This window comes from Pseudomonadota bacterium (assembly GCA_039815145.1).
Taxonomy (GTDB): domain Bacteria; phylum Pseudomonadota; class Gammaproteobacteria; order Steroidobacterales; family JBCBZW01; genus JBCBZW01.
Genome location: JBCBZW010000003.1, coordinates 1 through 24,973, shown reverse-complemented (window position 1 = coordinate 24,973; position 24,973 = coordinate 1). Strand labels below are relative to the sequence as shown.

General features: G+C 66.9%; 25 protein-coding genes. 14 read left to right on the top strand and 11 right to left on the bottom strand.

Going from position 1 to position 24,973, the window contains the following annotated elements:
• Nucleotides 1-29: 29 nt before the first annotated feature.
• From AAF184_01945 to AAF184_01920, 6 genes are all read left to right on the top strand, one after another.
• Complete coding sequence (locus tag AAF184_01945) at nucleotides 30-968, top strand: Type 1 glutamine amidotransferase-like domain-containing protein (protein MEO0421067.1); 939 nt, start codon at nucleotides 30-32, stop codon at nucleotides 966-968.
• The gene (locus tag AAF184_01940) at nucleotides 965-2,128 is read left to right on the top strand and encodes an alpha/beta hydrolase-fold protein (protein ID MEO0421066.1); all 1,164 of its coding nucleotides are present in this window, start codon (nucleotides 965-967) and stop codon (nucleotides 2,126-2,128) included. Before AAF184_01945 ends, AAF184_01940 begins: the two co-directional genes overlap by 4 nt.
• Nucleotides 2,129-2,194: 66 nt before the next feature.
• A complete protein-coding gene (locus tag AAF184_01935) occupies nucleotides 2,195-3,436 on the top strand; it encodes a hypothetical protein (GenBank protein ID MEO0421065.1) in 1,242 nt (413 codons plus the stop codon).
• A gap of 4 nt (nucleotides 3,437-3,440) precedes the next feature.
• The gene (glgA, locus tag AAF184_01930; GenBank protein MEO0421064.1) at nucleotides 3,441-4,934 is read left to right on the top strand and encodes a glycogen synthase GlgA; all 1,494 of its coding nucleotides are present in this window, start codon (nucleotides 3,441-3,443) and stop codon (nucleotides 4,932-4,934) included.
• 38 nt (nucleotides 4,935-4,972) lie between these two features.
• Nucleotides 4,973-6,193: an ATP-grasp domain-containing protein gene (locus tag AAF184_01925; GenBank protein MEO0421063.1), complete on the top strand. Its 1,221-nt coding sequence runs from the start codon at nucleotides 4,973-4,975 to the stop codon at nucleotides 6,191-6,193.
• A gap of 229 nt (nucleotides 6,194-6,422) precedes the next feature.
• Nucleotides 6,423-7,286 (top strand): GGDEF domain-containing protein, encoded by an 864-nt coding sequence (locus AAF184_01920; GenBank protein ID MEO0421062.1) that lies wholly within the window; start codon nucleotides 6,423-6,425, stop codon nucleotides 7,284-7,286.
• Nucleotides 7,287-7,307: 21 nt separating this feature from the next.
• Here the strand turns inward: AAF184_01920 and AAF184_01915 are convergent, their stop codons facing one another.
• The 5 genes from AAF184_01915 to AAF184_01895 all read right to left on the bottom strand — a co-directional run bounded on the left by AAF184_01915 (nucleotide 7,308) and on the right by AAF184_01895 (nucleotide 11,123).
• Complete coding sequence (locus AAF184_01915) at nucleotides 7,308-7,607, bottom strand: hypothetical protein (protein ID MEO0421061.1); 300 nt, start codon at nucleotides 7,605-7,607, stop codon at nucleotides 7,308-7,310.
• 5 nt (nucleotides 7,608-7,612) lie between these two features.
• A complete protein-coding gene (locus AAF184_01910) occupies nucleotides 7,613-8,194 on the bottom strand; it encodes a hypothetical protein (GenBank protein MEO0421060.1) in 582 nt (193 codons plus the stop codon).
• A 63-nt stretch (nucleotides 8,195-8,257) separates the two neighbouring features.
• Nucleotides 8,258-8,746: a hypothetical protein gene (locus AAF184_01905; GenBank protein MEO0421059.1), complete on the bottom strand. Its 489-nt coding sequence runs from the start codon at nucleotides 8,744-8,746 to the stop codon at nucleotides 8,258-8,260.
• A 14-nt stretch (nucleotides 8,747-8,760) separates the two neighbouring features.
• Nucleotides 8,761-10,257 carry a M48 family metalloprotease gene (locus tag AAF184_01900; GenBank protein ID MEO0421058.1) on the bottom strand — a complete coding sequence of 499 codons (1,497 nt, stop codon included), beginning with the start codon at nucleotides 10,255-10,257 and terminating at the stop codon, nucleotides 8,761-8,763.
• A gap of 2 nt (nucleotides 10,258-10,259) precedes the next feature.
• Entirely contained in the window at nucleotides 10,260-11,123 is an 864-nt protein-coding gene (locus AAF184_01895; protein MEO0421057.1) for an SHOCT domain-containing protein, read from the bottom strand.
• 156 nt (nucleotides 11,124-11,279) lie between these two features.
• Here AAF184_01895 and AAF184_01890 point away from each other — a divergent pair, with 156 nt between their 5' ends.
• The 3 genes from AAF184_01890 to AAF184_01880 all read left to right on the top strand — a co-directional run bounded on the left by AAF184_01890 (nucleotide 11,280) and on the right by AAF184_01880 (nucleotide 13,026).
• Nucleotides 11,280-11,687 (top strand): hypothetical protein, encoded by a 408-nt coding sequence (locus tag AAF184_01890; protein MEO0421056.1) that lies wholly within the window; start codon nucleotides 11,280-11,282, stop codon nucleotides 11,685-11,687.
• 83 nt (nucleotides 11,688-11,770) lie between these two features.
• Nucleotides 11,771-12,370 (top strand): hypothetical protein, encoded by a 600-nt coding sequence (locus tag AAF184_01885; protein MEO0421055.1) that lies wholly within the window; start codon nucleotides 11,771-11,773, stop codon nucleotides 12,368-12,370.
• Nucleotides 12,367-13,026 (top strand): papain-like cysteine protease family protein, encoded by a 660-nt coding sequence (locus tag AAF184_01880; protein ID MEO0421054.1) that lies wholly within the window; start codon nucleotides 12,367-12,369, stop codon nucleotides 13,024-13,026. The genes AAF184_01885 and AAF184_01880 overlap by 4 nt, the downstream gene beginning before the upstream one ends.
• On the opposite strand, the gene AAF184_01875 is transcribed toward AAF184_01880, so the two are convergent.
• Entirely contained in the window at nucleotides 13,016-13,570 is a 555-nt protein-coding gene (locus AAF184_01875) for an ECF-type sigma factor (GenBank protein MEO0421053.1), read from the bottom strand. The genes AAF184_01880 and AAF184_01875 overlap by 11 nt on opposite strands.
• A gap of 80 nt (nucleotides 13,571-13,650) precedes the next feature.
• Here AAF184_01875 and AAF184_01870 point away from each other — a divergent pair, with 80 nt between their 5' ends.
• Entirely contained in the window at nucleotides 13,651-16,137 is a 2,487-nt protein-coding gene (locus AAF184_01870; protein ID MEO0421052.1) for a serine/threonine-protein kinase, read from the top strand.
• Here the strand turns inward: AAF184_01870 and AAF184_01865 are convergent.
• The 3 genes from AAF184_01865 to AAF184_01855 all read right to left on the bottom strand — a co-directional run bounded on the left by AAF184_01865 (nucleotide 16,118) and on the right by AAF184_01855 (nucleotide 18,156).
• Complete coding sequence (locus AAF184_01865; GenBank protein ID MEO0421051.1) at nucleotides 16,118-16,738, bottom strand: FHA domain-containing protein; 621 nt, start codon at nucleotides 16,736-16,738, stop codon at nucleotides 16,118-16,120. The genes AAF184_01870 and AAF184_01865 overlap by 20 nt on opposite strands.
• Nucleotides 16,739-16,744: 6 nt before the next feature.
• Entirely contained in the window at nucleotides 16,745-17,626 is an 882-nt protein-coding gene (locus tag AAF184_01860; protein ID MEO0421050.1) for a hypothetical protein, read from the bottom strand.
• A gap of 62 nt (nucleotides 17,627-17,688) precedes the next feature.
• Nucleotides 17,689-18,156: a hypothetical protein gene (locus AAF184_01855; protein ID MEO0421049.1), complete on the bottom strand. Its 468-nt coding sequence runs from the start codon at nucleotides 18,154-18,156 to the stop codon at nucleotides 17,689-17,691.
• 145 nt (nucleotides 18,157-18,301) lie between these two features.
• On the opposite strand from AAF184_01855, the gene AAF184_01850 reads away from it, so the two are divergent.
• Together AAF184_01850 and AAF184_01845 are read left to right on the top strand one after the other, a co-directional pair.
• On the top strand, nucleotides 18,302-19,318 hold the full coding sequence (locus AAF184_01850; protein MEO0421048.1) for a hypothetical protein: 1,017 nt from the start codon (nucleotides 18,302-18,304) through the stop codon (nucleotides 19,316-19,318).
• A gap of 149 nt (nucleotides 19,319-19,467) precedes the next feature.
• A complete protein-coding gene (locus AAF184_01845) occupies nucleotides 19,468-19,716 on the top strand; it encodes a hypothetical protein (protein ID MEO0421047.1) in 249 nt (82 codons plus the stop codon).
• A 51-nt stretch (nucleotides 19,717-19,767) separates the two neighbouring features.
• Here the strand turns inward: AAF184_01845 and AAF184_01840 are convergent, their stop codons facing one another.
• Both AAF184_01840 and glgC read right to left on the bottom strand, forming a co-directional pair.
• Nucleotides 19,768-20,871 (bottom strand): ion channel, encoded by a 1,104-nt coding sequence (locus tag AAF184_01840; GenBank protein MEO0421046.1) that lies wholly within the window; start codon nucleotides 20,869-20,871, stop codon nucleotides 19,768-19,770.
• Nucleotides 20,872-20,874: 3 nt separating this feature from the next.
• Nucleotides 20,875-22,137 carry a glucose-1-phosphate adenylyltransferase gene (gene glgC, locus AAF184_01835; GenBank protein ID MEO0421045.1) on the bottom strand — a complete coding sequence of 421 codons (1,263 nt, stop codon included), beginning with the start codon at nucleotides 22,135-22,137 and terminating at the stop codon, nucleotides 20,875-20,877.
• A gap of 169 nt (nucleotides 22,138-22,306) precedes the next feature.
• Between glgC and AAF184_01830 the strand changes: the two genes are divergently transcribed.
• Nucleotides 22,307-23,239 (top strand): DMT family transporter, encoded by a 933-nt coding sequence (locus AAF184_01830; GenBank protein ID MEO0421044.1) that lies wholly within the window; start codon nucleotides 22,307-22,309, stop codon nucleotides 23,237-23,239.
• A gap of 94 nt (nucleotides 23,240-23,333) precedes the next feature.
• Entirely contained in the window at nucleotides 23,334-24,632 is a 1,299-nt protein-coding gene (locus AAF184_01825) for an OmpA family protein (protein ID MEO0421043.1), read from the top strand.
• Nucleotides 24,633-24,973: the final 341 nt, after the last annotated feature.

Genomic DNA, 24,973 nt, shown 5'->3' with positions numbered 1-24,973 from the left:
CCCGTCACCGCTAGATCCGCCGCGCCGCCATGCCAGCTATCGCCGTTCTCGGCCCGCAACGTCATCTGCCCAACCTGGCCCAAACCCTCGATGCGCTCGCCATCGACGGGCCCGTGTGCGCCGTGACCGCGGGCTGGCAGGAGCGCGAGGGCGAACTCGATGAGCTGGTCGGCCATATCGATCGGCCCTGCACCGATCTGCGCCTGTACGAGGCGGTCAATGAGGCGTTCCGCGCAGATCCCAGCCTGTTCCACGCGCACCGGGCGCGCCAGGACAAGCTGCGCCTGCTGCAGTCCCTCTACCGCAAGCGCCTCAACCATGCCGCCGCAGCCGCGGTGGAGATGCTGGGCGCAACGGGCGATGCGCAAATCGTGCAACGGGAGCGGCGGGCCGCGATCAACACCCTGCGCAATCTGGACCGCCAGCACCTGCGCCACATCAAAGACGTGCATGCGAATTTCGACCAAACCTGGGACCCGAGCCGCCACCCCACGCTGGCGCCGGTCCGCGAGCGCATCGCCGAGGAGGTCGAGAAGGCGAAGGCGGTGCTGGTGGCGGGCGGTCATGTCAGCACCCTGATCGGGCGCCTGCGCTTGTTCGGCCTCGGCGAGATCATCGCCCGCAAGCCGATCGTCGCATGGTCCGCGGGGGCGATGGCCCTCTCCCGACGCATCGTCCTGTTCCATGACTCGCCGCCCCAGGGCCCGGGCTACGCCGAAGTCCTCGATGCCGGCCTCGACCTGCTGCCGGCGCTGCTGCCCCTGCCTCATGCTCGGGAGCGCCTGCGCCTGAACGACCCCGAGCGCGTCGCCCTCATGGCCCGCCGCTTCGGGCCCGACCCGGCCATCACCCTGGATGCCGGCTCGCGCATCCTCGGCGACGAGCGCGGCTGGCAGTCGATCGACGCCTGCCAACGCCTGCATGCCCGCGGGACGGTGATCACGGCCACCATGGAGAGCTCCCCATGAGCCCATCGAACACGGTGGCCCTACCGGACTTCTTGCAGCCCCTGCTGGCCGACGGCAACCCGAGCCCTGAACGCCTCGACGCGTTCATCGCCGAGCACGAATGGCCCGTGAGCGACCCCCTCGGCGTCACCTTCCTCTACCGGGGACGGGCCAAGGCCGTGCGCCTTCGCCACTTCGGCTTCGGCCTGCCCCACGCGGAGCCGCTGCACGCCATCGAGGGCACGGAGCTGTGGTGGGTGCGCATGGACCTGCCGCCGGGCTCGCGCGTCGAGTACAAGATCGAACTGGAGCAGGAAGAGGGCGGCACGCGCTGGATCTTAGACCCGCTCAACCCGGCGCTTGCGGAGGATCCCTTCGGCGCCAACTCCGTCTGCCAGGCCCACGGCTACGAGCGGCCCGACTGGTCCATTCCCAACGCCGAGTCCCGCCACGGCTCGCTGGAGGAGATCGGGATCCCCTCCGCCGCCTTCGGCGACACCCGACGGGTACGCCTCTACTTGCCGGCGCGCTTTCGTCGCAGCCGCCAGTACCCGCTGCTGGTGGTGCACGACGGCGACGATTTCCTGCGCTTCGCCGACCTGCACGCCGTGCTCGACAACCTGACCCATCGCCTCGAGATCGAGCCGATGATCGTCGCCCTCACCCAGTCGCCGGACCGCCTGCGCGAGTACGCCGCCGACGACCGCCACGCGCGCTTCATCGCCGAGGAGTTGGTGCCGACGCTCACCTCGCGCCTGCCCCTGCGCGACACGCCCGCCGCCCGCGCCCTGATGGGCGCGAGCTTCGGCGGCGTCGCCTCGCTCTACACCGCGTGGCGCCACCCGGGCGTCTTCGGCAACCTGCTGCTGCAGTCGGGTTCCTTCGCCTTCACGGACATCGGCCACCACGACCGCGGCGAGGTCTTCGACCCCGTGGTCCGCTTCATGAACGAGTGGCGCGCGGCCCCGGGCCTGCCCGCCGACCGCATGTTCATCAGTTGTGGGGTCTACGAATCACTGATCCGCGAGAACCGCGCCATGATCGCGTTCCTGCAGGACAAGGGGCCGGACATCCGCTACCGTGAGGTGCGAGATGGCCATAACTGGGAGAACTGGCGCGATCGCCTGCAGGACGCGCTCAGCTGGCTGTTCCCCGGGCCCCTCTGGATGACCTACGAATAACGGACACTTCGCGGCGCCCGCGGGGCTTGTTGCGGCGCCGGCATCAATGGCTAAGGGGAGAGAACTGTGGCTGAGGTAACGAGACTGATTGGGCTCTCGCTCGGGGCCGACGTGTGCTGGCCGATCTGCTACGAGGAGATTCTGCAGCGCCTCGACCTGCGCGTGCCCATGGGCGGCGACACCCTGCGCTTCGAGAGCGAGCGGGTGACCATCGAGCCCTTCGACCTGCAGCAGCCCTGCAAGTACGAGGTGGTGATCGACCGCCTGACGCACTGGTACTCGCCCACCCGCGAGTGGATCAAGAAGTCGGTGATCCTCGACGACCTGTACGTCTACAACAATCCCTGGTCGTTGCAGTCCATGGAGAAGCAGACCACCTACTGCGCCATGATGCGCTTAGGGCTCCCCGTGCCGCGCACCTGGATGATCCCGGCCAAGGAGTACGAGAGCTCGGCGGACCTCGACGTCACCCTAGAGCGCTACGCCAAGCTCTTCGATCTCGACGAGATCGGCGAGAAGATCGGCTACCCCGTCTTCATGAAGCCCTACCACGGCGGCGGCTGGGTCGGCGTCACCAAAGCCGACAACTCGGAGCAGCTGCGCGCAGCCTACGACGCCAGCGGCAAGACCGTGATGAACGTGCAGAAGGCCGTGCTTCCTCACGATTTCTACATCCGCGCCGTCGGCTTGGGCCCCCAGATCCGCCTGGTCAACTACGCCCCGAGCGCGCCCCTGCACGACCGCTACACGATGGACCACGACTTCCTGAGCGCCGAGGACGCCTCCCTGCTCGAGGACATGACGCTCACCATCAACAGCTTCTTCGGCTGGGACTTCAACAGCTGCGAGGCCCTGCGCCAGGGCACCGTGTGGCACCCGATCGACTACGCCAACGCCTGCCCGGACTCGCAGGTCACCTCCCTGCACTACCACTTCCCGTGGTTGATCAAGGCCAACCTGCGCTGGTCGATCTTCTGCGCGGCGACGGATCGTCGTTTCCACTCCAACCTGAACTTCGACCCCTACTACAAGATCGCCGAGCAGGACCTGCCCTACCGCGAGCGCCTGCGCGCCTACGCCAAGATCGCCCACCAGCGCTTCGAGACCGATCGCTTCGAGGAGTTCTGCGCCAAGCATCTCTCGCACCTGGATGAGGTGGCGGCCGAGTTCTTCTCCTCGCCGATGGCGCAGGACGCGGTGAACCAGAAGGTAAAGGCCCTGTTCCCCGAGCACGAGCACGAGGAGTTCACGGAGCTGTTCTGGAACCGCATCCAGCGCTACCTGGCCGAGGAAGGCGGCGCGGCCTGAGGCGATGAGCGAGGAGAACCGCGACGCCACCCTGCGCGTCGTTCACGTCACCTCCGAGATGGCCCCCTTCGCCAAGGCGGGCGGTCTCGGCGATGTGGCGGCGGCCCTGCCGCGGCATCTGCACGACCTCGGGGTCGAGCAGCGCATCTTCATGCCCCTCTACGACACGATCGATCGTAGCCAGGCCTACTTCGTGCCGGTCGAGTTCCTGCAGAACCTGCGGGTGCAGCTCGGCCCCCACGACTACGTGTGCAACGTCTACACGGTGCCCCTGCCGGGGTCGGGCCTGTGGATCTACCTGATCGACTGCCCCGTGCTCTACCACCGCGGCGGCCTGTACACCGACGACGTCGACGAGCATCTGCGCTTCGCCGTGCTCTCCCACGTGGCGCTCCAGTGCTGCCAGCGCATGGGCTTCGATCCGGACGTGGTCCATTGCCACGACTGGCAGACGGGCTTGATCCCCCTCTACCTTAGAACTCTGTTCGCCTGGGACAGCCTGTTCTACCGCGCGCGATCCCTGCTCACGATCCACAACATGGCCTACCAGGGGTGGTTCGGCGATCAGGCCGTGACGGACGTGGGCCTCGCCGAGCACCGCAGCCAGGTCCATCAGGAGGATCTCGGCCGCGGCGTAATGTCCTTCCTGAAGACCGGCGTGCTGCACGCCCACGCGCTCACCACCGTGAGCCCGACCTACGCGCGCGAGGTGCAAACGCCCGAGCACGGCGAGGGCCTCGACGAGATGCTCCGCGCCCGCCACGCCACCTTCGTCGGCATTCTGAACGGCATCGACACGCAGGTGTGGAGCCCCGTAACGGACGAACACCTCGAGCAGCCCTACTCCGCCGACGCCCCCGCCGGCAAGGCTGACAACAAGGTGGCCCTGCTGCAGGCGCTGGGCATCAGCAGCGGCAACCCGACCGTGGACGAGAAGACCCCCGTGCTCGGCATGGTCACCCGCCTCACCTATCAGAAGGGCCTGGAGATCCTCTTCGACTCCTTGCCCCATCTGCTCGAACGCCACCCGATGAAGGTGACCGTGCTCGGCAGCGGCGAAGGCAAGTACGAGGAGTTCTTCGCCAGCCTCCAGAGCCGCTACCCCGGCCGCGTGTGCTTCTACCGGGGCTACAACGAACGCCTCGCCCACCTCATCGAGGCTGGCGCGGACATGTTCCTCATGCCCTCGCGCTACGAGCCCTGCGGCCTGAACCAGATGTACAGCCTCAACTACGGCACGATACCCATCGTGCGCCGTACGGGCGGCCTCGCCGACACGGTCGAGCAGTACGACACCAGCTCCGGCGAAGGCAACGGCATCGTCTTCGACCACTTCGACTCGGGCGGCGTAATCTGGGCCATCGAGCGCGCTCTAAGCCTGTGGCGCCAACCCAATCACTGGCGCAAGATGATGGACAACGGCATGCGCGCCGACTTCAGCTGGCCCCGTCGTGCGCGCGAGTATCTGCATGTGTATGCGCGCATGCGAAACCTATAACTCTTGCTAACTAAATCAGCATTCGCTGCGGTGACGCCATGAACGTGATCTTCGTCGAACCCTGTTTCCCCGCCAACCAGCGCGAATTCGTGCGCGGCCTGCACGCAGCCGGCGCCACGGTGATCGGCATCGGCGAGCGGCCGCGGGACTGGCTCGACCCGCAGCTCTCGAGCTGGCTGTTCGACTACGTGCAGATCGGTTCGGTGGTGAACGAGCGTCAGCTCGAAGAAGCCGTGCGCGGAATTCAAGGGCGCCTGTGGGTCGATCGCCTGGAAGCCACCGTCGAAGCCCACGTGGAGGCGGCCGCCAACGTGCGCGAGCGCTGCGGCATCCCCGGCGTCTCGGCGCGCACCGCCTACCTCTGCCGCGACAAGCCCGCCATGAAGGAGGTGCTGCGCGCCGCCGGCGTGCCCTGCGCCCTCTCCACCGGTGCCAGCTCCGCCGAGGAAGTGCGTGACTTCGTCGACGAGGTCGGGCTGCCGGTGATCTTGAAGCCGCGCGCCGCTGCCGGCGCCGCCGGCACCTGGAAGGCGCGCACCAAGGAAGAGCTCGAGACGGCCATCAGCGAGAGCGGCGTGGACCGCGGCGCACCCACCGCGGTGGAGGAATTCATCGAGGGCCACGAGGGCTTTCTCGACACGATCACTGTGAACGGTCAGATCGCCTACGAGTTCATCACCCACTACTACCCGAACGTGCTCGAGGCCATGCGCACGCGCTGGATCTCACCCCAGATGGTGGCCACCAACCGGGTGGACGCCGAGGGCTACAACGAGGTCAAGGCGATGGCCCAGCGGGTGATCGAGGTGCTCGGCATCCCCACCGCCGCCACCCACATGGAGTGGTTCATCGGGCCGAAGGGATTGAAGTTCTCCGAGATCGGCTGTCGGCCGCCGGGCGTGTGCCAGTGGGATGTCTACAACGCCGGCAACGACATCGACCTCTACCGCGACTGGGCCATGGCCGTATGCCACGGACGCACCGTGCAGCGTCCCTCGCGCCGCTTCGCCTGCGGCATGATCGCCCTACGCGCCGATCGCGACGGCCGCGTCACCCACGTGGAGGGTCTCGATGAGATCGGCAAGCGCTACCACAACGACATCGTGGCAGCGAACATCCCGAGCCCAGGCGCCCCAGCTGGCTCTGTGGAGGGCGGCTACATGGCGGGCGCCTGGATGCGTGTGCGCCACCCCGACTACGATCACCTGCGACATATTCTGAACGATATCGGTGAGACCGTGCAGGTCCGCGCGTCCTGATCGACTACTCGCGCTGCCGACGGCACCTGTCGGCAGCGCACCTAACCATCCACTTCACTTTACAAAAGACGCCTCGCGAGCGAATCCTCCCTCGACGAGCATCACACTTCGATCACTGGCAAGCGCCGGCGCCCCCAGACGTACCCTAAGACTGCGATCTACCGCATCCCCAAAGCCTGTGGACGGTGCGAGCATCTCCCTCGAAGAGAGTTGATCGGGGGAGAGCGTCGTGACGCAAGAAGAACGCGAGCTGGGACTCGACAAGTTCAACAGTCGCCTGCTGAGCCTGTACCGGGATATCGGCGGCGGCGGCATCATCGCGTGCGTGACGATCTTCGCCATCGTGATGTCCGAGGCCATTACAGCCGTGGGCCTGAGCTCACAGATCCGCTCGGGCGCTTTCACACCGCAGGACACGCGCTTCGCGTTCGTCCTGGCCGGCGTGATACCGGCCGTGGTGGCGCCCGCCGCCAGCGTGCTGATCGTTCGTCTCCTGGGCCACCTCGATAGTACGCTGGACCTCGTGCTCCACCTCTCGACCACCGATCCCTTGACCGGCACCTACAATCGCCGAGGCTTCTTCACCGCGCTCTCTCGCCTGATCGGCGAGCGATCGGCCACACGCAGTTGCCTGGTCGGCATGGTCGACATGGACCGCTTCAAGGAGCTCAACGACAGCTTCGGTCTGGACATCGGCGACCGCGCCCTGATTCGCGTGAGCGAAGCGCTGAGGGAGCTCATCGGTGACTACGGGATCGTCGGGCGTTTCGGGGGCGACGAGTTCGCATTCGTCATCAGCGCGGAACACGGCGAAGCCGAGTGCCTCGAACACGCGCTGCAGACCCAGTGCACGACGTTGACGCTACCCCTACCCAGCGAGCTGGGTCGCGGGCCCGATGAGGTTAGCTGCAGCATCGGTACGACGTGGTTGCAGGAGGACGAGGACGTCTCCAGAGCACTTACCCGGGCCGACAGATCTCTCTACGAGCGCAAGCAGCAGCGCAAGCCCCTTATCCGAGCGCGGCATCTGGCGCTCAGTGATGGTGGCGGTCCGCAGGGGCCGGAGTTCGGCGCCCGCGCGCAGAGCGCCTGAGTCGGGGCTATCGCGAGAGGATCAGTCCTCTTCGCTCAGGGTGTCCGGACTCGGATCCTCGCCGGCGACATCGGCCACCGCCACATCCTCACCCGCGATGTCATCCACCTCATGCTCGAGCGCAGGCCTGGCCTCGATCAGGCGCTCGCCCGCCACCGTGAGTGCCGCCGGCGGCTCGAGCGCCTCCGTTTCAAGGGGCGGATTGCCATCGCCCGGGATAGCCTGTTCGGGGGGCGTCGTAACCTGAGCGCGCCGCTGCTCGGCGCGCTGCGGGTCCGCCGGCGTCGCCTCGACCCAGCGCCCCTGCCGTCGAGTGCTCATCCGCCTTAGCTGACGTCCGTGTAGATGGAACTGTCACCGCCCGTGTCTTCGAAGTCGGTGCTGTCGTCGGCAGCATCGTCCGCGGCGTCCTGCGCGTCCCAGGCATCGTCCAGGGCACCGTCGGCCCCCTCGCCGCTCGGCATGTCCACCACCGCGTCCTCGAAGAACTCGGCGTTCTCCTGCTGGAAGTCCGCCTCGTTCAGCACCTCCACATCGTGGGCGTTCTCGGCCAGGGCGGTATCCAGCTGGCCGCCGTGCTCTTCGCTCGACTCGCGCAGCTCGTCGCGCACCTGCTCGGCGCGCTCGCGGGCCGCATCGTAGTTGCCGGCATCGGCCGCCTCCACCTGTTGCTCACGCAAGGTCTCGGCTTCGGCGCGGGCCTCCTCGGCGAACTGGGCTTGCTGCACCTCTTCGCTCACGTCCAGCTGATCGAGCTCATCGTTGAACTGCGCCTCGCTGATCGCCTCCTTCACCTGCGCGGTCTCATGCTCGTTGAGTCCGGCGAGTTCAACTTCGTACTCGGCCTCGACGGCCTCGGCGGTGCCGGGCTCGGGTCGATCGATGTCGGTGTAACGTGATTCGGCCATGGGACGTGTCCTCGGTTGATCTAGGGGCTTGCCTGATTAGGCGTGGCGCGCGCGTAAATCGGCTCAGACATAGACGTCGGGTCCATCGTAGTCCTCGTCATCCTCGGCCTCCTCCTCTTCCCGCTCGCGCGCCTCGGCTTCCTCGCGCTCTCGGGCTTCCTCTTCCTCCCGTGCGCGTTCCTCGGCCTCCTGCCGCTCAGCCTCCGCCTCGGCCTGCGCCTCGAGCGCCTCCTGTCGCTGATCCTCGGCGATCTCCACCTCGAGGCGATGCTCCTCCTCCCGCTTGTGTACCTGCTCCTCAGCGAGCAGGTCGGCCTCGACGATTTCGTCCTCGGCCAGGGTCTGTTGGGCCTGGGCGTTGGCGTGCGCCTGGGCCTGACTCTGGGCGAGGCTTGCCGAGGCCTGGGCACTCGCCGCGGCCGCACTCTCGCGACCGGCCATCGCCCGCTCGAGCGCACTCTCGTCGGCAGTCGCCTCTTCTGCCGCCACTTCCTGATGGCGATCTTCGGCCAGGGACACCTCGAACTCCTGCGGTACATCTCGCTCGCTCATCTGATCGTCCTCCCTCAGTCAGCCATCAGGTCCGGGCGCTCGGCGGGGCCGTCATCACGCTTCTTCTTTGGTTTGATCGTGAGCACCTCGCCGCAGGCCGCATTTGGGCAGCGCACGTTGACCGGCTCATCGCCCGCCAGATCCGCCCGGTTCACCATCATGGCTTCGCCGCAGGCGGCGCAATTGAGCTTGACCTTCTCCCTCGCCCGTCGCGTCCGCGCCGACTCCTCGCGAGCGGTTGCTTGCGGCTGCGGCTGCGGTTTCACCCTGAGCACCTTGCGGCAGGCCTTGTTGGGGCAGCGGATGTTGACCGGCTTATCACCCGCCAGCACGTGGTTGGGCACGCGCATCCCTTCGCCGCAGGCGCGACATTCGATGCGTTCCGTGTTGGGAGGCGGCGGGGCCGGCTTGCCTCGCTTAGCGGGTTTCTTCGCCCCAACCTCAGCCAGCGATGGCAGGCCTGCCTGCTCGCTCCAGTGCTGGATGTAGGCGAACCACTCGACGAAGGCGTCGGAGTGCACGAACTCGTTCAGGGACTTCAAGCGCGGCGCCAGGTAGGGCTCGGTGGACATGGTCCACTCGGACAGCTTCAGGTAAGGGTCGTCCGCGGCCGCTTCCTGTTCGAGCCAGGCATCGAGGTTCATCTTGCCGGCCACGGGGAAGGACTTCATGGCCCATTGGGTGAGCACCCGTCGGGCCGTGTCGATATCCCCGGTCACCAGCGCTGCCGCGCGATCCGCCGTGATCTGCGAATGGCGCGCCCAGCGCATCATCGGCGCCTCGATCGCCGACTCGATGATCTTGGTCGGGTTCAGGAACTGGAACACGCCCTCGCCGAGGATCGTGCCCTGACCCTTGGACTGCCCCATCAGAAACTGCATGGCGGTCGACCAGTACACGTGGCCGGCGCGCACGTGGCCCATCTCCCGCGCGATGAGGAACAGGAGATCCTTCGGCTTGAAGTTGATCAGCACGCTACCGATCGAGACGAAGCTGCCGCTGAAGCCACCGAGGGAGTACACGTCCCACATGCGCTGGCCGGAGATGTACACCTCGGGCATGTGGGTCAGGGACAGGAGCCGCGCGGCGCGGATCGCGATATCGAAGATCTCGGGCATCTGCCGCTCCGAGAGCCGGATGCCGTTGGTGGCCGCCTCGAAGACCGGTCGGCCGTAGCGTTCCGCGATGGAGTGCGCGGCGCTCGCCACCGCGCCGGTGCTGTTGAGGGCCTGCATGGCCTGGGCGTCCATCTGCCAGATGAAGGCATCGAGATCGACGAAGTAATCCTCGCCGAGGGGACGCAGCCAGCGGCAGCTGGGGCAGTACACCTGGCTCGCGGCGAGGCCGCTGCCGTCGCCACCGCACGTGGTGCAGGCGCCGCCGAGCATCTGCGGCGCATGCTGAGCGGCTGGCGCTTTGCCCACCTCGTGGCCGCACTCGGTACAGAAGCTGGCGCCCGCCTGCAGCGCATGGCCGCAGGCGACGCAGTACTGCGCGGCCGCTTCACTCACCATCAGATCCGCTTCAGAAGTTCGGCCTTCTTGGCGTCGAACTCCTCCTCTGTCACCGCCCCCATCTCGCGCAACTTGGCGAGCTTGGCCAGGCGCTCGAAGACCTCCTCTTCCGCTTCGGCATCGTCGGCACTCGCGTCACTAGCGGGAGCGCTCGCCTGCGGGCCCGGTGGCGGCGTGGGCTGGGGTGCGGGTTGCGGGCTGGGCCCTGGCGCGGGCTGCGTGGGCTGATCCGCACTAGCTGACAAGGAAGATAGGTTGTTGTTGAGATCCGCGAAGAGTCCCTCGGTGATCTTCGCGCCGGGCTGGCTGTTCAGCTGACGATGGGTGAGGAAGGCGCTCGCGGCACCGAACAGGATGATGATCGGGAAGATGTAGAGGTTCAGGAACAGCAGAACCGTGAAGGACAGACCAAACCAGGTCCACACGTTGTTCAGGCTGCTGCCATCGGTCTTTGTGGTGAGTGTGGCCTGGCATTGACCCGCCGCCGTCGGCACCACCTGCAGGGCGGTGTCGACTTGGATCACCGCACCCAGGGTGAGCCAGAAGCTCTTGTAGGGCACCTTGATGTTCAACTGCTGCGGCATCTCCTGCTGCACCTGACCGCCGCGGTTGCGCAGGCCGTTCGCCAGGTGTTCGAACACGGCGCCCGCGTCCGCCTGCAGTTGCCGCGTCTCACTCTTGCCCGCGCCAGCGCCAACCATGCCCGCGAGTCCCCCGGCCGGCCGCTGGGGCGGCGGCGGCGTCGGGCCCGGGGGCGGCGTTGCGACACCGAGGGCCGTGCGACAGCTGCTGCAGAACTTGGCGCCGATCGGGTTCGGATTGCCGCACTTCGGGCAGGCGATGGTGGCTTCGGTGGCAGTCATGGTCAGCTCCGGTCGTACTTGAGGATGGATTGCCCCCTTAGGCGCGGAGCACACCCGAATCGGCTCACGGCCACAGTGCGGCGCCGCCGTGAGCCAAAATCCCCAGCGCTTTCGCCTAGACCGGTACAGCCCCTACGCAACCGGAGCCTCCAGGCCATGAACAGCAGCGTCCTCCCGAAACTCTTCCTCCTCGGCATCATCGGCCTGGTCGTCCTGGCCAAGCTGGCCGGGCCCCTCAGCGTGGCGGCGCAGAACGCCGCCATGCAGCAGCAGGCCCAGGAGTACGCCGCATGGTCGCAGCAGCAAATCGAGCAACAGCAGCAACAGATGATGCTCGAGATGCAGCAGATGAACGGCCTGATACAGCAGGGCCCGGGCGCCTACTACCCGCAGCAACCTGGCTACCCGCAACAGCCTGGTTACCCGCAACAGCCCGGTTACCCGGGCGTCCCCGGCCAGGCAGGCGCCTACCCGCAGCTGACGCCGGGCATGGACAGCGCCATGTATCCGCAACGTGAGACCTACCCGAACCCCGACGCGGACCACCACCAGGACAACTTCTGAATCGCCCTGCCGTGAGCCAATCGGCGCCCCGAGTGCGCCTAGGGAAACAGGCAACAAGCAAGCATCACATCGGAGCCACGACCATGGACTTGAACAAGCTCAAGACGCTCACCGGCCAACAGCGCATCGCCCTCATCGCCGCCATCGCGGTAGGCATGGGCGGCTACTTGTGGGCGGAACAGCAGGGACTGCTCGGCGACCCGTACGGCAACAATCCCTGGGACAACCAGCAGGCCTACTCTCAATGCCCGCCGGGCATGCTCCCGACGGCGGGGCCCGGCAGCAACGGCGGCTGCGCGCCGGTGCCCGGCAACGGCCCGGGCTACGGGCCCAACGGACCTCAGCCCGCCCCCTACGGCCCCCAGGGCCCTGGCTACGGGCCGCAGGGACCTGGCTATGGCCCCCAGGGTCCGGGCTACGGACCGCAGACGCCGGGGTACGGCCCCCAAGGCCCACAGGCGCCCGGGTACGGACCGCAGACGCCAGGCTATGGACCGCAGGGGCCCGGCTACGGTCCGCAGGGCCCAGGCTACGGCCCGCAGGGTCCTGGCCCCGGCTACGGACCGCAAACGCCCGGCTACGGGCCCCAAGCTCCAGGCTACGGACCGCAAGGCCCCAACACCGGCTGGAATCAGTCCGGCGAGGTGGTGATCGACGGCAACGAAGCGGACGGGGAATGGTGAGCCGGCCTCGGTCGACGACCACCAGCGCCAAGACCGTGCTCAGGTCCACCCTCGCCTTGCTGCTCCTGATCGCCGCGGGCGTCGCCCAGGCGCAATACCCTTACCCTCAGCCTGGCCCGCCGCCGGGCTGGGGTCAGCCCCAAGCGCCGCAGTTGCCGCCGCCCGTCGATCTGCCGATCCAGAACATCCCGCAGCAGACGCAGGTGTGGTGTTGGGCGGCGGTGGCACAGCAGATCATCATGGCGACGCGCGGCCCGCAGGCCACACCGCCCCAGTGCGCCCTCGTCGCCCGCGCTTTCGGCCAGCACCCCAACAGCTGCTGCGGCAACCCCGCCAACTGCACCGTCACCGGGCAACTGCCACAGATTCAGGCATTGATCGCCGAGTTCGGCGGTCGGCACTCGTCGGTGCAGCGCCCAACGGATCCGATGACCTTGTATCAGACCCTGGCGGCGGGCAAGGCGATCATCATGGCGGTGAAGAGCTCACCCTTCGCCGGCCACGTGGTGGTGCTGCGGGGGATGGCCTGGATGCCGACGCCCTACGGCACCGTCGAGCCGATGTTGATCATCAACGATCCCATGGCCTACTACACCCAGCCGGTGCCCTTCTCGCAGGTCGCTCAGATCTGGGAGCAGGCCATCGTCATTCAGTAGGTTCGCCCATATGCTCGCGCACCCAGGCCATGGCGACCTTCCACTTACGCTTAACCGTGGCTGGGGACATCTCGAGCACCTCGGCCGCCTCTTCGATGGTCATGCCTGCGAACGCACGCGCTTCGAAGAGCTTGACGTAGACGGGATCGATCGCCTCGAGGCCGTTGAGGAGCTCATCCAGTTCCAGCAGGTCGCTCACGGGCAGGTCGCTGCCCATGTGCTCGCCGGTGAAGCGCGTCTGCAGGCCGTGGTCGCGCTTGGCGGCGCGCAGCTTGCGCGCCTCGTCTACCAGAATCTCGCGCATGATCCGCCCGGCGAGGCCGAGGAAGTGATTGCGTCCCTTGAGGTCGATGCGCGTTATGTTGATTAGGCGCATGAAGGCTTCGTTAACCAACGAAGTGGGCTGCAGATCCCCATGGCGTTCGTTGCGCAGGTGGGAGACGGCGTTGCGCCGCAACTCATCGTACATGGCCGCAACCACCCGGCCGCGCTCTTCCGACGACTCCTGCGACCAGTTCTGCAGCACTTGGGTGATGTCACTCATGGCCTGTTCAGCTCTTCTCGATGATGGCGTGACGGATCCAGCTCCAACCCTACGAGCAGTTTTGCAGAAGTAGCACACCGATGACAGAACCCGACTCCCAAGATACGGGAAAACAACTCCTGCGCCTGGTGGAGGACGCTCTCGATGTTCCCCACGCCGAACGCACCCCCTGGCTGGATGAGCATTGCCCCGCCGCCCTTCGCTCGCGCGCCGAACGCCTGATCAGCGCCGCCGCGGAAGAGACGGGCATGGGCGAAGACGAGATCACCCTCATGGTGCGCTCGGCGGAGCAGCGGCTCACGGGCCAGCGGATCGGGCCCTACCGGGTGCTGGAGCTGATCGGCGAGGGCGGCATGGGTCAGGTCTATCTGGCCGAGCGCGACGATGGCGCCTTCGACGCCAAGGTGGCGGTGAAGGTGATCCGTGCGTCGGCGATCGGTAGCCGGGCCGTGGCGCAATTCGAGCGGGAACGGCAGATCCTCTCGGACATGCGCCACTCGGGAATCGCGAACCTGCTCGACGGCGGCACCACCGACGACGGCCTGCCCTTCGTGGTCATGGAGTACATCGATGGCGATCCCCTCGATGTGTACCTGCGCACCCATCCCTTGCCCATCGCCGATCGCATTCGCCTGTTCCTGAAGATCTGTGGCGCCGTCGAGCACGCCCACCGCGCGTTGGTGATCCACCGCGACATCAAGCCCAGCAACGTGCTGGTCACCGAGGACGGTGAACCCAAGCTCCTGGACTTCGGGATCGCCCGTTCGTTGCTGCCGAAGGAGAGCGGCGAGGAGACCGTCGCCATGCTCCTCACCCCGGCCTACGCCAGCCCCGAACAGGTCACCGGTGAACCGCTGACCACCGCCACGGACGTGTACTCGCTCGGCGTCGCCCTCTATCAGATGTTGACCGGCGAACGTCCCTTCGACACCGAGAGCCTCTCGCCCTCGCAGTACGAGCAGGTGATCACCCAGCGACGGCCCGATGCGCCGAGCCAGCGCGCCCGCCAGCGCGACCTCGCCGAGTGGGGACACCTGCGTGGCGAGCTCGATGCGATCGTCCTCAAGGCCATGGCCAAGGAGCCGGAGCGACGCTACCCCTCCGTCGCCGCCTTCGCCGATGACCTGCGCCGCTACCTCGAGGGCTTCCCCGTGCAGGCCAAGGGCGACTCCCTGGCCTATCGAGTGGGTAAGTTCGTGCGGCGGCGTCGCTTCGCCGTGGCCGGCGCCACCGTCGCGATCGCGGCGCTGGCCGTGGCCTACGCCATCACCTTGGTGCAGTACCAGGCGGCGACCGAGGCCCGCCAGCGGGCCGATGCGCGCTTCGACCAGGCCCGCCGGCTGGCCCGGGAAGTGCTCTACGACGTCTACGATCGCATGTCCCACGTGCAAGGCACGCTGCCCGCCCGGGAGCAACTGGCCGCCACCGGCGAACGCTTCCTCGACGAGCTCGCGGCAGATCCGTCCGCCCCTCCAGATCTGCTCCTCGACATCGGCTCGAACTACTCGCGCCTATACGATGTGTTCGCTGGGCTGGGCGTCTCCAGCCTCGGGCAGAACGAGCGCGGGCTCGAGCAGCTCGATAAGGCGGAACTCGCCCTCGAGAAGCTCCTCGAGCTCGAACCGGACAACACACAGGCCGTCACGGAGATGGTGTGGGTGAAGCGCCTCGCCACCAACCACACGCTCCACTACGACATGAACACCGACGCCGCGCAGGCCCATGCCCGCGAGGGCCTGACCCTCGCCGATCGCGCCATCGACCAGCAAGCCACCCCCGATTGGACGCTGCAGAGCCGACGCTGGAATCTGCGCATCGATCTGGTGAAGGTGCTCGTCTGGGCACGCGAGTTCGAGGACGCCCTGAACCTGCTCGGGGAGTACCTACCGCAGCTGGAGCAGCCCGCGTGGCGGGAGAACCTGGGCAACTGGGCGGGCAAGCGGGCCTACGCCTACGGCCTGCGCGGGGAAACCTACGCCGACTCAGGCGACGCCCAAGCGGCCATCCCGGATTACCTCGAGGCACTGCAGTTCTACGAGGGGCGTGCCGCCGAGGAGCCGGAGAACGTGCAGTTGCTGGTGCAACTGATCCGTTTCAACCACAACCTCGGCAACCTCCACGCCTCCCTCGACCAGTTCGAGGACGCCCTGCGCTACGGCATCGCCAGTCGCGAGGCGGCCCAGACACTGGTCGACGCCGAGCCACGCGACGCCCAGAGCCGGCGCAACCTGGCCCTCACCCACCAGCAGATCGCCAAGGCGCTGTCGGGCCTCGAGCGCCACGACGACGCGCGCAGCAGCATCGACCTCGCGGTGAACACCTTTCGCCAGCTCGCCGAGGATGAGGAGGACAACGACGCCCTGGTCCGCGACCAGGCGATCGCCCTGACCGACGCTGGGGATATCGCCGCGGCCACGACAGATCAGGCGGAAGACGGTTGCCCCTACTACCGCCACGCCGAGACGCTCTTTCGGAGCCTGCAACGCGAAGGCGGCACGCTCTCCGCCGCCGACATCGCCGGCGGCCTGGACCCCGTGCAGGAGCGACTCAGCCAGCGCTGTCGCTGACGGTCGTGTCACCGCCGATGCCGGTGTGCACGACCAGGGGGACGCCGCCTTCGTAGAGGTCGATGCGGGCCGTGGCACCGAGGGGGGCTTCGCCGTCGATCAGCTTGCCGTCGAGGCGCGTGCCGTTGCGCGAACCGAGATCCCGCAGCACCCAGCGCCCGCGGCGAAACTCGATCGCCGCGTGGCGACGGGAGATCTGCGGATCGTCCAGGTGCAGGGCGCAGCTGGGCGCCCGCCCCATCACCAGGTCTTGCGAGAAGTGATGCAGCTCACCACGCCACTGTACGGAGACGGCCGCTCGCCCGGTGGCGGCGACCGTGGGGTCCATGGCGAGCGTTGGCGAGGGACTCGGCGCGGTCGTCGCAGGAGACGGTGCACCCTGAGCACGTTCCCAGCACCAAGCACTAACGGCGACGATAGGCACGCTGGCGGCCGCCACGATAGCGACCCAGCGCACGTAGACGTCGTCGTCGAGACCGAAGCTCGGCAGCAGCTCGGGCGCGCCGAGCGCGGCGCCCCAGGCTGCCACCGTGTACAAGCCGGTCGTGCGCAGCACCCGCGCGCCGACGCCTAAGCGACCCTCGGGGTAGGACGCGTTCATCGTTGCCTACGCGTCCGTGATGCCGGTTTCATCTTCGATCTGCTCGGGCAGATCGTAGTCTTCGGTGGTGCGATAGGGCATGTGTTCCACCGTGAGCTCGGGATAGTTCTCACCGTGATCCTGAGCCGCTTCGACGTAGTCCTGGACTATGCCTAAGTCGTTGTCGATGCGTTCGAAGTCTTGGTCGATGCCTTCGTGGGCCTCATCGATCTGTGCTTCGAACACCGGTTCGATCTCCTCCAGGCGGGCCTCGTCGCGGCTGAGGTCGTGTTGGTCGGCAGAGCTGAGTTCCTCGCGGGCATCGAGCAGGTGATGGGCGACGCCCACGGTCTCCTCGCCCAAGGCGTCCACGATGTCGTGCAGGTGCGGCGGCATGCGCTCGAGGAGATCGTCCACGCCATCGACGCCGAGCCCCATGGCATCGGCCATCAGGTGCAGGGAGACGTCCTTGGCCTCGAGTTCGCGGGTCTTGGCGAGATCCACGATGGACTCGATCTCTCCCCCGTGCTCGTCGGCAAAGTCCTTTACCGACACTTCGAAGTCCTTACCCCAGTCCTCGAAGTCATCGCCGAACTCCTCGATCTCCGTGCTCAGCTTGTCGACCATGTTGTCGAAGCGATCCTGGGCGTCGGCCTTGTAGCCCTCGAACTCCTCTTTGGTGATGAGGCCGGCGTGGTAGTCGCGCGCGACGGCCGTCTCCTGATCGATGATGAATTGGGCGAGATCGCTGCGCTCCTCCTGGGGAGGCGCCTCCGGGTTGTTACGCTCGGCAGCCTCCGCCTCGAGGATCATGGTGGTGAAGGGCATGCCGTACTCGGTGAACCACATGTTCGGAGCGAGTTCCGCGGGGGTGTCCTGGTTCTTGTCAGAGGGGTTGCCTTCGGCCATTGCTCAGCTCCATCTTTCCTGTGGGGGTTATCCCTTCAGGCGTAGCGGAGCGCGAAATCGGCTCAGAAACGGGTGGCGATGAGGCGCTGCAGGGCCGCACGATCGACCAGCGGCGCCAACAGGTCCAGATACAGGGGCATGCCGCCCCGCACCCACACCCACAGGCGCGGTGCCGGTAACGGTTGCCCGTAGGTGCCATAGACCGTGTCGCGCTTCCACGTGCCGCGCAGGCGCCGACGCTTGATCCGCCGGCGGATGCCGAAGAGGTTGCGCACCTCGAGCACCTTGCCCTCACCGGCCGGCACCTCGATGCGGGTCACCGTGACCCAGCCGCCGATGACCGCCGGCACGAACATCGGTAGCGCCACGTAGGTCACGCCCCATTCCCCGAGGCTCAAGTCCAAGAGCAGGGCACCGGCGGTGAGCGCGATGGCCACGGCGATCATGGCGCGCCACACCCACGCGAGGGCGCCGTAGCGGTAGACGACACGGGGCGCACCGCCGCGGCGCGAGGGGGACGGAGCGGACATCGGCAACAACCTCCTGGAAGCGTTGCTCCGTAAGGCGTCATCGAGCGACGGCTTGGCTCACCCTCGCGCCCTGAGCGGCCGTTGAGCCGCTTCGCCCCGTTCCAGCGCCTAAGGGGGTACAGCCCATTGAGACGAGGAACCAGAGATGGCCGGTGATCTCCCCGAAGTGCCGAGCGAAGCCAAGACCTTCAACGAACTGACCGCCTGGGCGGCCAAGCACGGTCAAAGCGAGTCATTGCAGACGCTGGTGTCTGCGGCCAAGGCCAAGGACTGGGACACGGCCCTCGACGCGGTGCATCGCCTCGAGGACTACGCCGACCTCGCGCAGAAGACCGAAGCGCTCGGCAAGCACTTCGACACCATCGACAAGTTGGGCAAGGCGGTGGAGATCGCCCAGGCCGTGGAGCGCGGCGACCTGGAGTACGCGGGCGCGAAGCTCGGGGCAGAGGTGGTGGACGGGGTGGCGAGTGGCTACCTCGACAGCTTAGGCCCCGGCGGGGTGATGCTGAACTACGCCGTGCACGAGACCGGTGAGGCGCTATCGGAGAAGCTAACCGAGTATCAACAGTTCGGCCCCGACGGGCAGCTGCGAGAGGCCAGCGCCACCGAGGGCGCCATGGGCGCCTACCAGTCCACCAAGGACTTCCTCGACGTGGGGATGCGCGAGCGCATCGACGCGGGGCAATCGCCCGCGCAGGCCCAGCAATGGGCGCGGGAGTACATGGAGTCCCACGCGGGCGTGTGGCAGAACCTCGGCGACCTCGAGGGCGCCGGCCCCTCCTTTACGGAGCGCTTCGAGCAGGACCTGCAGTGGGTGGAGGAGCGTAGCGAGGCCTTGGCCGGCGGCGACGAGGTGGCCTTGGAGGTCACCGTGGCGGAGCCTGGCGTCCTGGCGATGGTGGAGAGCGCCCGGCCCGTCGCCGAGGCCGCCGTCCTCACGGACATGGAGGTGGAGACGGAGATCCTGCACGCGGACCCAGGCGATGCCTACGTGGCGAGCGGTGTGGAGCGGCTGAGTGCTGAGCGTGAGGGCGCCGGCAGTTCGATGCTCGACGGCGCGCTCGACGGCGTTGATGTCTACGAGTTCGCCGCACCGGACGCCCCTTCGATCAGCGAACACCTGGAGCCGGAGCCGGCAGAGGACGACACGATCTACGACTGACGACGCATAAGCACGACGACGGTAACGTACGATAGCTTCAGAGTATCTTCTAGATGAAAACAATCGATTTTCATTTGGACTGGCTCTAGATGATCCTAAGCCCCATCGAGGCGGTGCGACCGCCCACACCCCCTTAGGAGACGCTAGCCATGAAGAACTACATCGGACCTGCCGCCCTCGCTTCCGCCGCCTTCTTCGCCGCCCTCGGCGATGCGTGGGCCGACGACGTCGCCGGCGCCCTGCCGCTGGAACCCGCCAACGCCGTGCTGAGCGCCGCCCCGGTAACGGACGCCCCGGCGTGGACCATCGATGACTACATCAACGCCCGCCAGGAGCAGCCCGCGGTGATCGTCCTCTCCACCGCCGAGGACATCGAAGCCGCCGCCCGCTCTCTCTAAGCCCCCTCGCGCCTCGGGTTGGTCGCGCCGCCCGAGGTGCTCCCGAAGGCCTCAGGCGTCGCGGGGGGCCGAAGGCTCGAGCACGGAAGCCCATTGCACCTCATCGGCCCCGAGGCGCTTGGCGGCGATGAGAAACACCTCGTCGCCGCCACGCACCGGCGTGTCGCCGGCCGGATTGAGCAACACGCCGTCATCGCTGCCGTGGCCCATCGCGATCAGGGTGGCGTCGTGCTGCTCCTTCAGGTGCACCAAGAGCTTCCAATAGGTGGTCTGATGCCCTCCCCCCGGCACGGCCATACGGTAGACGTTGGCATTGCCCTCCAGAGAGGAAAGCAACTGACGCACCAGGCTGGATGCCCCAGGGTCTTGGGCGGCGCGCACCGTGTTCTCGATCGACATGGAGACGATGCACTCGGCCTGTGGGCAGTGCAGACGCAGGATGTTGGCCGGCGCTGGGTCGATGAAATAGGACACCAGGTGGGCCCGGCTGTTGAGCGCGCCGGCCGCCAGCGACGCGCCTAAGGTCTCGTTGTCGTCGCGACCGACCACGATCACCAGTTCTGCCCGCGCAATCCCCGTGCGCCGCATGGACTCGGGATCGCTCAGCAAGCTGCTCGCCACGAAGTAGGCAGCCTCGGGCTGCGGATTCTCCGGCAGGTTGGCGAGGATCACGATCGCACGCTCCTCGCTGGGATCGGCTTTGAGCAGCTCGAACATGCGCTGGGAGCGGCGCCCGTGCCACCCCACCACAACGATATGGTCCTGCAGGTGCTGCAGGTCTGCGTAGCCCTTCATTCGGCTCCTCCACTGATCGATGAAGGCCTGGGCGAGCTTGGCCAGGGCGGAAGTAAACAGCAGGATGCCACCCGGCATGAGCAACAGGGTGGTGACGTAGCGCCCGCCTACGGTCTGCGGCGAATAATCCCCATAGCCTACCGTGGTGGCGGTGGTGATGTAGAAGTACCAGAAGACATCGAGATCGGCGAGGGTGTGCTCACCGAGGCCGGTGAGCAGCACGTAGCAGGCGGAGAAGTGCAGCACCACCAGGGCAAGCAGCAGCAGCCAGGTGAGGCTGCGCAAGCGGCCGTAGAACTTGAGCGTCCAGCGACGAAGGTCAGTTGGTAGCTGACCGCGGATGAACCCGCCCGGCAGCACTCCTCAGACGCTGGGCTCGTCGCCGAGCATATCCGGCGTCACCAGCACGACGCCCTTGTTGGTGACGAAAAAGCGCTCGCGATCGGCCTCCGGGTCCTCGCCGATCACCGTGCCTTCGGGCAGCTGCACGTTCTCATCGATGACGCAGTTGGTCAGGCGACAGTGCCGGCCGATGCGTACGCCGGGCAGGATGACAGCCCGGTGGATACGGCTGTAGGAGTCCACCCTCACGTCCCAGAACAGTAGCGACTGCTCGATGCGAGCGCCCGAGATGATGCACCCACCCGAGACCATCGAATTGAGGGCCACACCCTGACGCTCCTGGTCGTTGAGCACGAACTTGGCCGGCGGGGACTGGCGTTGCTCGGTCCAGATGGGCCAGGCCTCATCGTAGAGGTTCAGCTCGGGGTTGACGCCGACGAGTTCGAGGTTGGCCTCGAAGAAGGCGTCCACGTTACCCACGTCGCGCCAGTAGTGCTGGGCGCGCGTCTTCACGTCGCGGAAGGGGTACGCCCACACGGTGCCGTCCGGCACGTTGCGCGGCACGATGTCCTTGCCGAAGTCGTGGCTGGACTCGAAGTTCTTGGCGTCTGCGGATAGCTCCTCGGCGAGGAAGTCCGCATCGAAAACGTAGATGCCCATGGAGGCGAGCGCCGTGTCCGTACGCCCCGGGATCGGATCCGGCTGCGCCGGCTTCTCCGTGAAGGCCTTGACCCGCAGCTCGTCGTCCACGGACATGACGCCGAACTCGCGGGCCTCCTCCAGGGAGACCTCGATGCACCCGACGGTGATCTTGGCCTCGCGCTCCACGTGCTGGGCGATCATGGGGCCGTAGTCCATCTTGTAGATGTGATCGCCAGCGAGCACGAGCACGTGCGTGGGCTTGTGGGCGCGGATGATGTCGAGGTTCTGGTACACGGCGTCGGCCGTGCCCTGGTACCAGGATCCGTCGACGCGCTGCTGCGCCGGCAGCAGCTCGAGGAACTCGCCGAACTCACCGCGTAGGAAACTCCACCCGCGTTGCAGGTGCTGGATCAGGGGGTGAGCCTTGTACTGGGTCAGAACGCCGATGCGCCTAATCCCAGAGTTAACGCAATTGGAGAGCGGGAAATCGACGATGCGGAACTTGCCGCCAAAGGGCGTGGCCGGCTTGGCTCGATTGATCGTCAGGTGCTTGAGGCGGCTGCCGCGACCGCCGGCGAGCACCAGGGCGAGGGTCTCGCGTGTTAGCCGGCTGACGTAACGGCCGCTGATCTCTTCGCTCATTCCGCTCGCTACCTCGTCCCTGAATCACCCGATGGGGACTTCATGGTAAGCGACCGTCCGACAAACCACCACCGAACCGACATCGGTTGCAGTACGCCTATGAGGCGCGCCCTTGTGGTGGGCGGTACAATCGCGCTCCGCCGCCTCCACCCCCTCTATCGGATCACTGATGGCCAAGCACGTGACCACCGGACGCTGGCAGCTCGGGCTCGCCCTGACCCTGGTCACGGTGGCGCTCTGGAGCTCCCTGCCGATCGCTTTGAAGCTGCTGCTGGAGCGCATCGACGCCTACACCCTCACCTGGCTACGCTTCGCCGCCTCCGCCGCGCTGGTCGGCGCCTGGCTCGCGTGGCGCGGACGGCTCCCGATCCCCTGGCGCCTGGCCGGCACCGAACGGTTGCTCCTGCTCCTGGTGGTGCTCGGCCTGTGCGGCAACTACATCCTCTACCTCCTCGGCCTCGATCGCGTCACCCCGAGCGCGGCCCAGGTGGTCATCCAGCTGGCGCCCCTGTTCCTGGCCATCGGCGGCCTGGTGCTGTTTCGCGAGCGCTTCAGCGCCCTTCAGTGGCTCGGCTTCTCGCTGGTCGTCGGCGGGCTGGGGTTGTATTTCCACGCCCGCCTCAGCGAGATCTTCCGCTTCGATGAGTTCGGCCACGGCGTGCTCATCGTGGTCGGTGCCGCCGTCAGTTGGGCGGCCTACGCGTTGGCCCAGAAACAGTTGCTCAATCACTGGCGCTCCGACGCGATTATGTGGTGCGTGTACGCCGCCGCGATCTTCCTCTTCCTACCGCTGGCGCAGCCGTCCCAGCTCCTCGCGCTGGATGGCCAGACGATCGCCCTGCTCGCCTTCGCGAGCCTCAACACGATGATCGCCTACGGCTGCTTCGCCGAAGCCCTGGCCCACTGGGAGGCCTCGCGCGTCAGCGCCGTGCTGGCCGTGACGCCCCTGCTCACCATCGGCCTGATGCAGGTACTGGCCTGGATCACCCCAGGACGCCTCGCGAGCGAGCCACTCGACGCCCTGAGCCTGCTCGGTGCCCTGGTGCTGGTCTTGGGCTCCGCCCTGACGGCCCTGGCTGCCCGTAGGCGCAAAGATTCGTAAAATCCTGGAAAACAGACGGGTCAGGGCTTATCCTTGCGCGCTGCAAAAAAGCTTCCAGGCATGGAACGGCAATAGAAAACAGGAGCCACGTACTATGTTCGTTTCCTCCGTCAACAAATTCGCACGTGCGGCCGGTCTGGCGGCACTGCTGGTAAGCGCCTCACCCGCCCTGCTCGCGCAGTCTTCGGACGACGCGATCATCGAGAAGGGCCAGTGGTGGGTGTCTCCGATGGTGACGTTCATTGAGCCTGACAAGGATCGCCTCGGTGACAGTGGCTGGGGCGGCCAGTTCGGCATCGGCTACATGTTCGGCGACCACGTCGGCATGGAGGTGAATGCCAACGGTGGGCGCATCACCGGCTTCAACGAAACGGGTCAGTTCGGTATCAACGTCGACCTGCTCGCCATCGGCGATACCTCCCGTACCGTGGCCCCCTACGCCGTGTTCGGCGCGGGCCTGTTGAACTCGAACATCAACGAGGCGCCCAACTCGCCCGGGGTCGAAGACACGGACAACCTCAGCCTCTCCCTGGGCGGCGGTGCGCTTTACAACCTCGGCAGCTTCCCCGGCAAGCTGCGCACGGAAGTGCGCGTGCGCAACGACCAGATCGACGGCGCCAACCTGACGGACGTGCTCGTGTCCGCCGGTATGATGTTCCCGTTCGGCAAGGTCGCCGCCGCGGCGCCTGCGGACAGCGATGGCGACGGCGTTACTGACGACCTCGACCGCTGCCCGAACTCACCGATCGGCGCCATCGTCGACTCCACTGGATGTGAACTGGACAGTGACGGCGACGGCGTGCCCGATCGCATCGACCGCTGCCCGGGCACCCAACGTGGCGTGGAAGTCGACAGCAACGGCTGCGCCCTCGATAGCGATGGCGACGGCGTGCCCGACTACCGCGACCGCTGCCCGAACACGCCGGCCGGCACCCCCGTGGGTGAAGACGGCTGCACCCTCGATGATGATGGCGACGGCGTGCTCAACGACAGCGATGAGTGCCCGAACACCCGCGCCGGTGCTCGCGTCGACTTCCGCGGTTGCGAGATCCGTGACGAGATCAGCCTCCCGGGCGTGAACTTCGAGAACAACTCGGACGTGCTCCTGCCGAGCTCCGTCCGCACCCTGAACGGCGCGGTGGACACCCTGCGTCGCTACAGCGACCTGGTGGTGGAGTGTGACGGTCACACGGATTCGCGCGGCGCAGCTGAGTACAACCAGAACCTGTCCCAGCGTCGCGCTGTGGCGGTCTGTGATTACCTCGAAAACCGCGGCATCGACGGCGATCGTTTGAGCGCACGTGGCTACGGCGAGAGCCAGCCGATCGCCTCCAACGAGACGGCTGAAGGCCGCGCGGCCAACCGCCGAGTGACCCTCAAGGTCCTCCAGTAGGGGATCTACCGGGCGCCTCCGCCAGCCGATCGCCAGCACGCTGACGATCGGCCCGGAGGCCGCGGACCCGAGGCCAATACGCAAAGGGCCGCGCTCGTGCAGAGCGCGGCCCTTTTTGCTGGAAGTCGCTGGATCCGCTGGGTGATGCACCTAAGAGCGACACGTGGGCGCATGTCGGCGCCAACCCGGTGGACAGCGACGGCGTCGACCGGGAGCGCTTGCGGATCTGCTAGTGCACGTCTACTGGCGCACTCGTCACCCCGACGTTACCCGTCACCGGGTCGTAGGCCGTGACCACCAGCTCGTAGTGGCCGGCTGCATCGGGCACGGGCAAGCGCGTG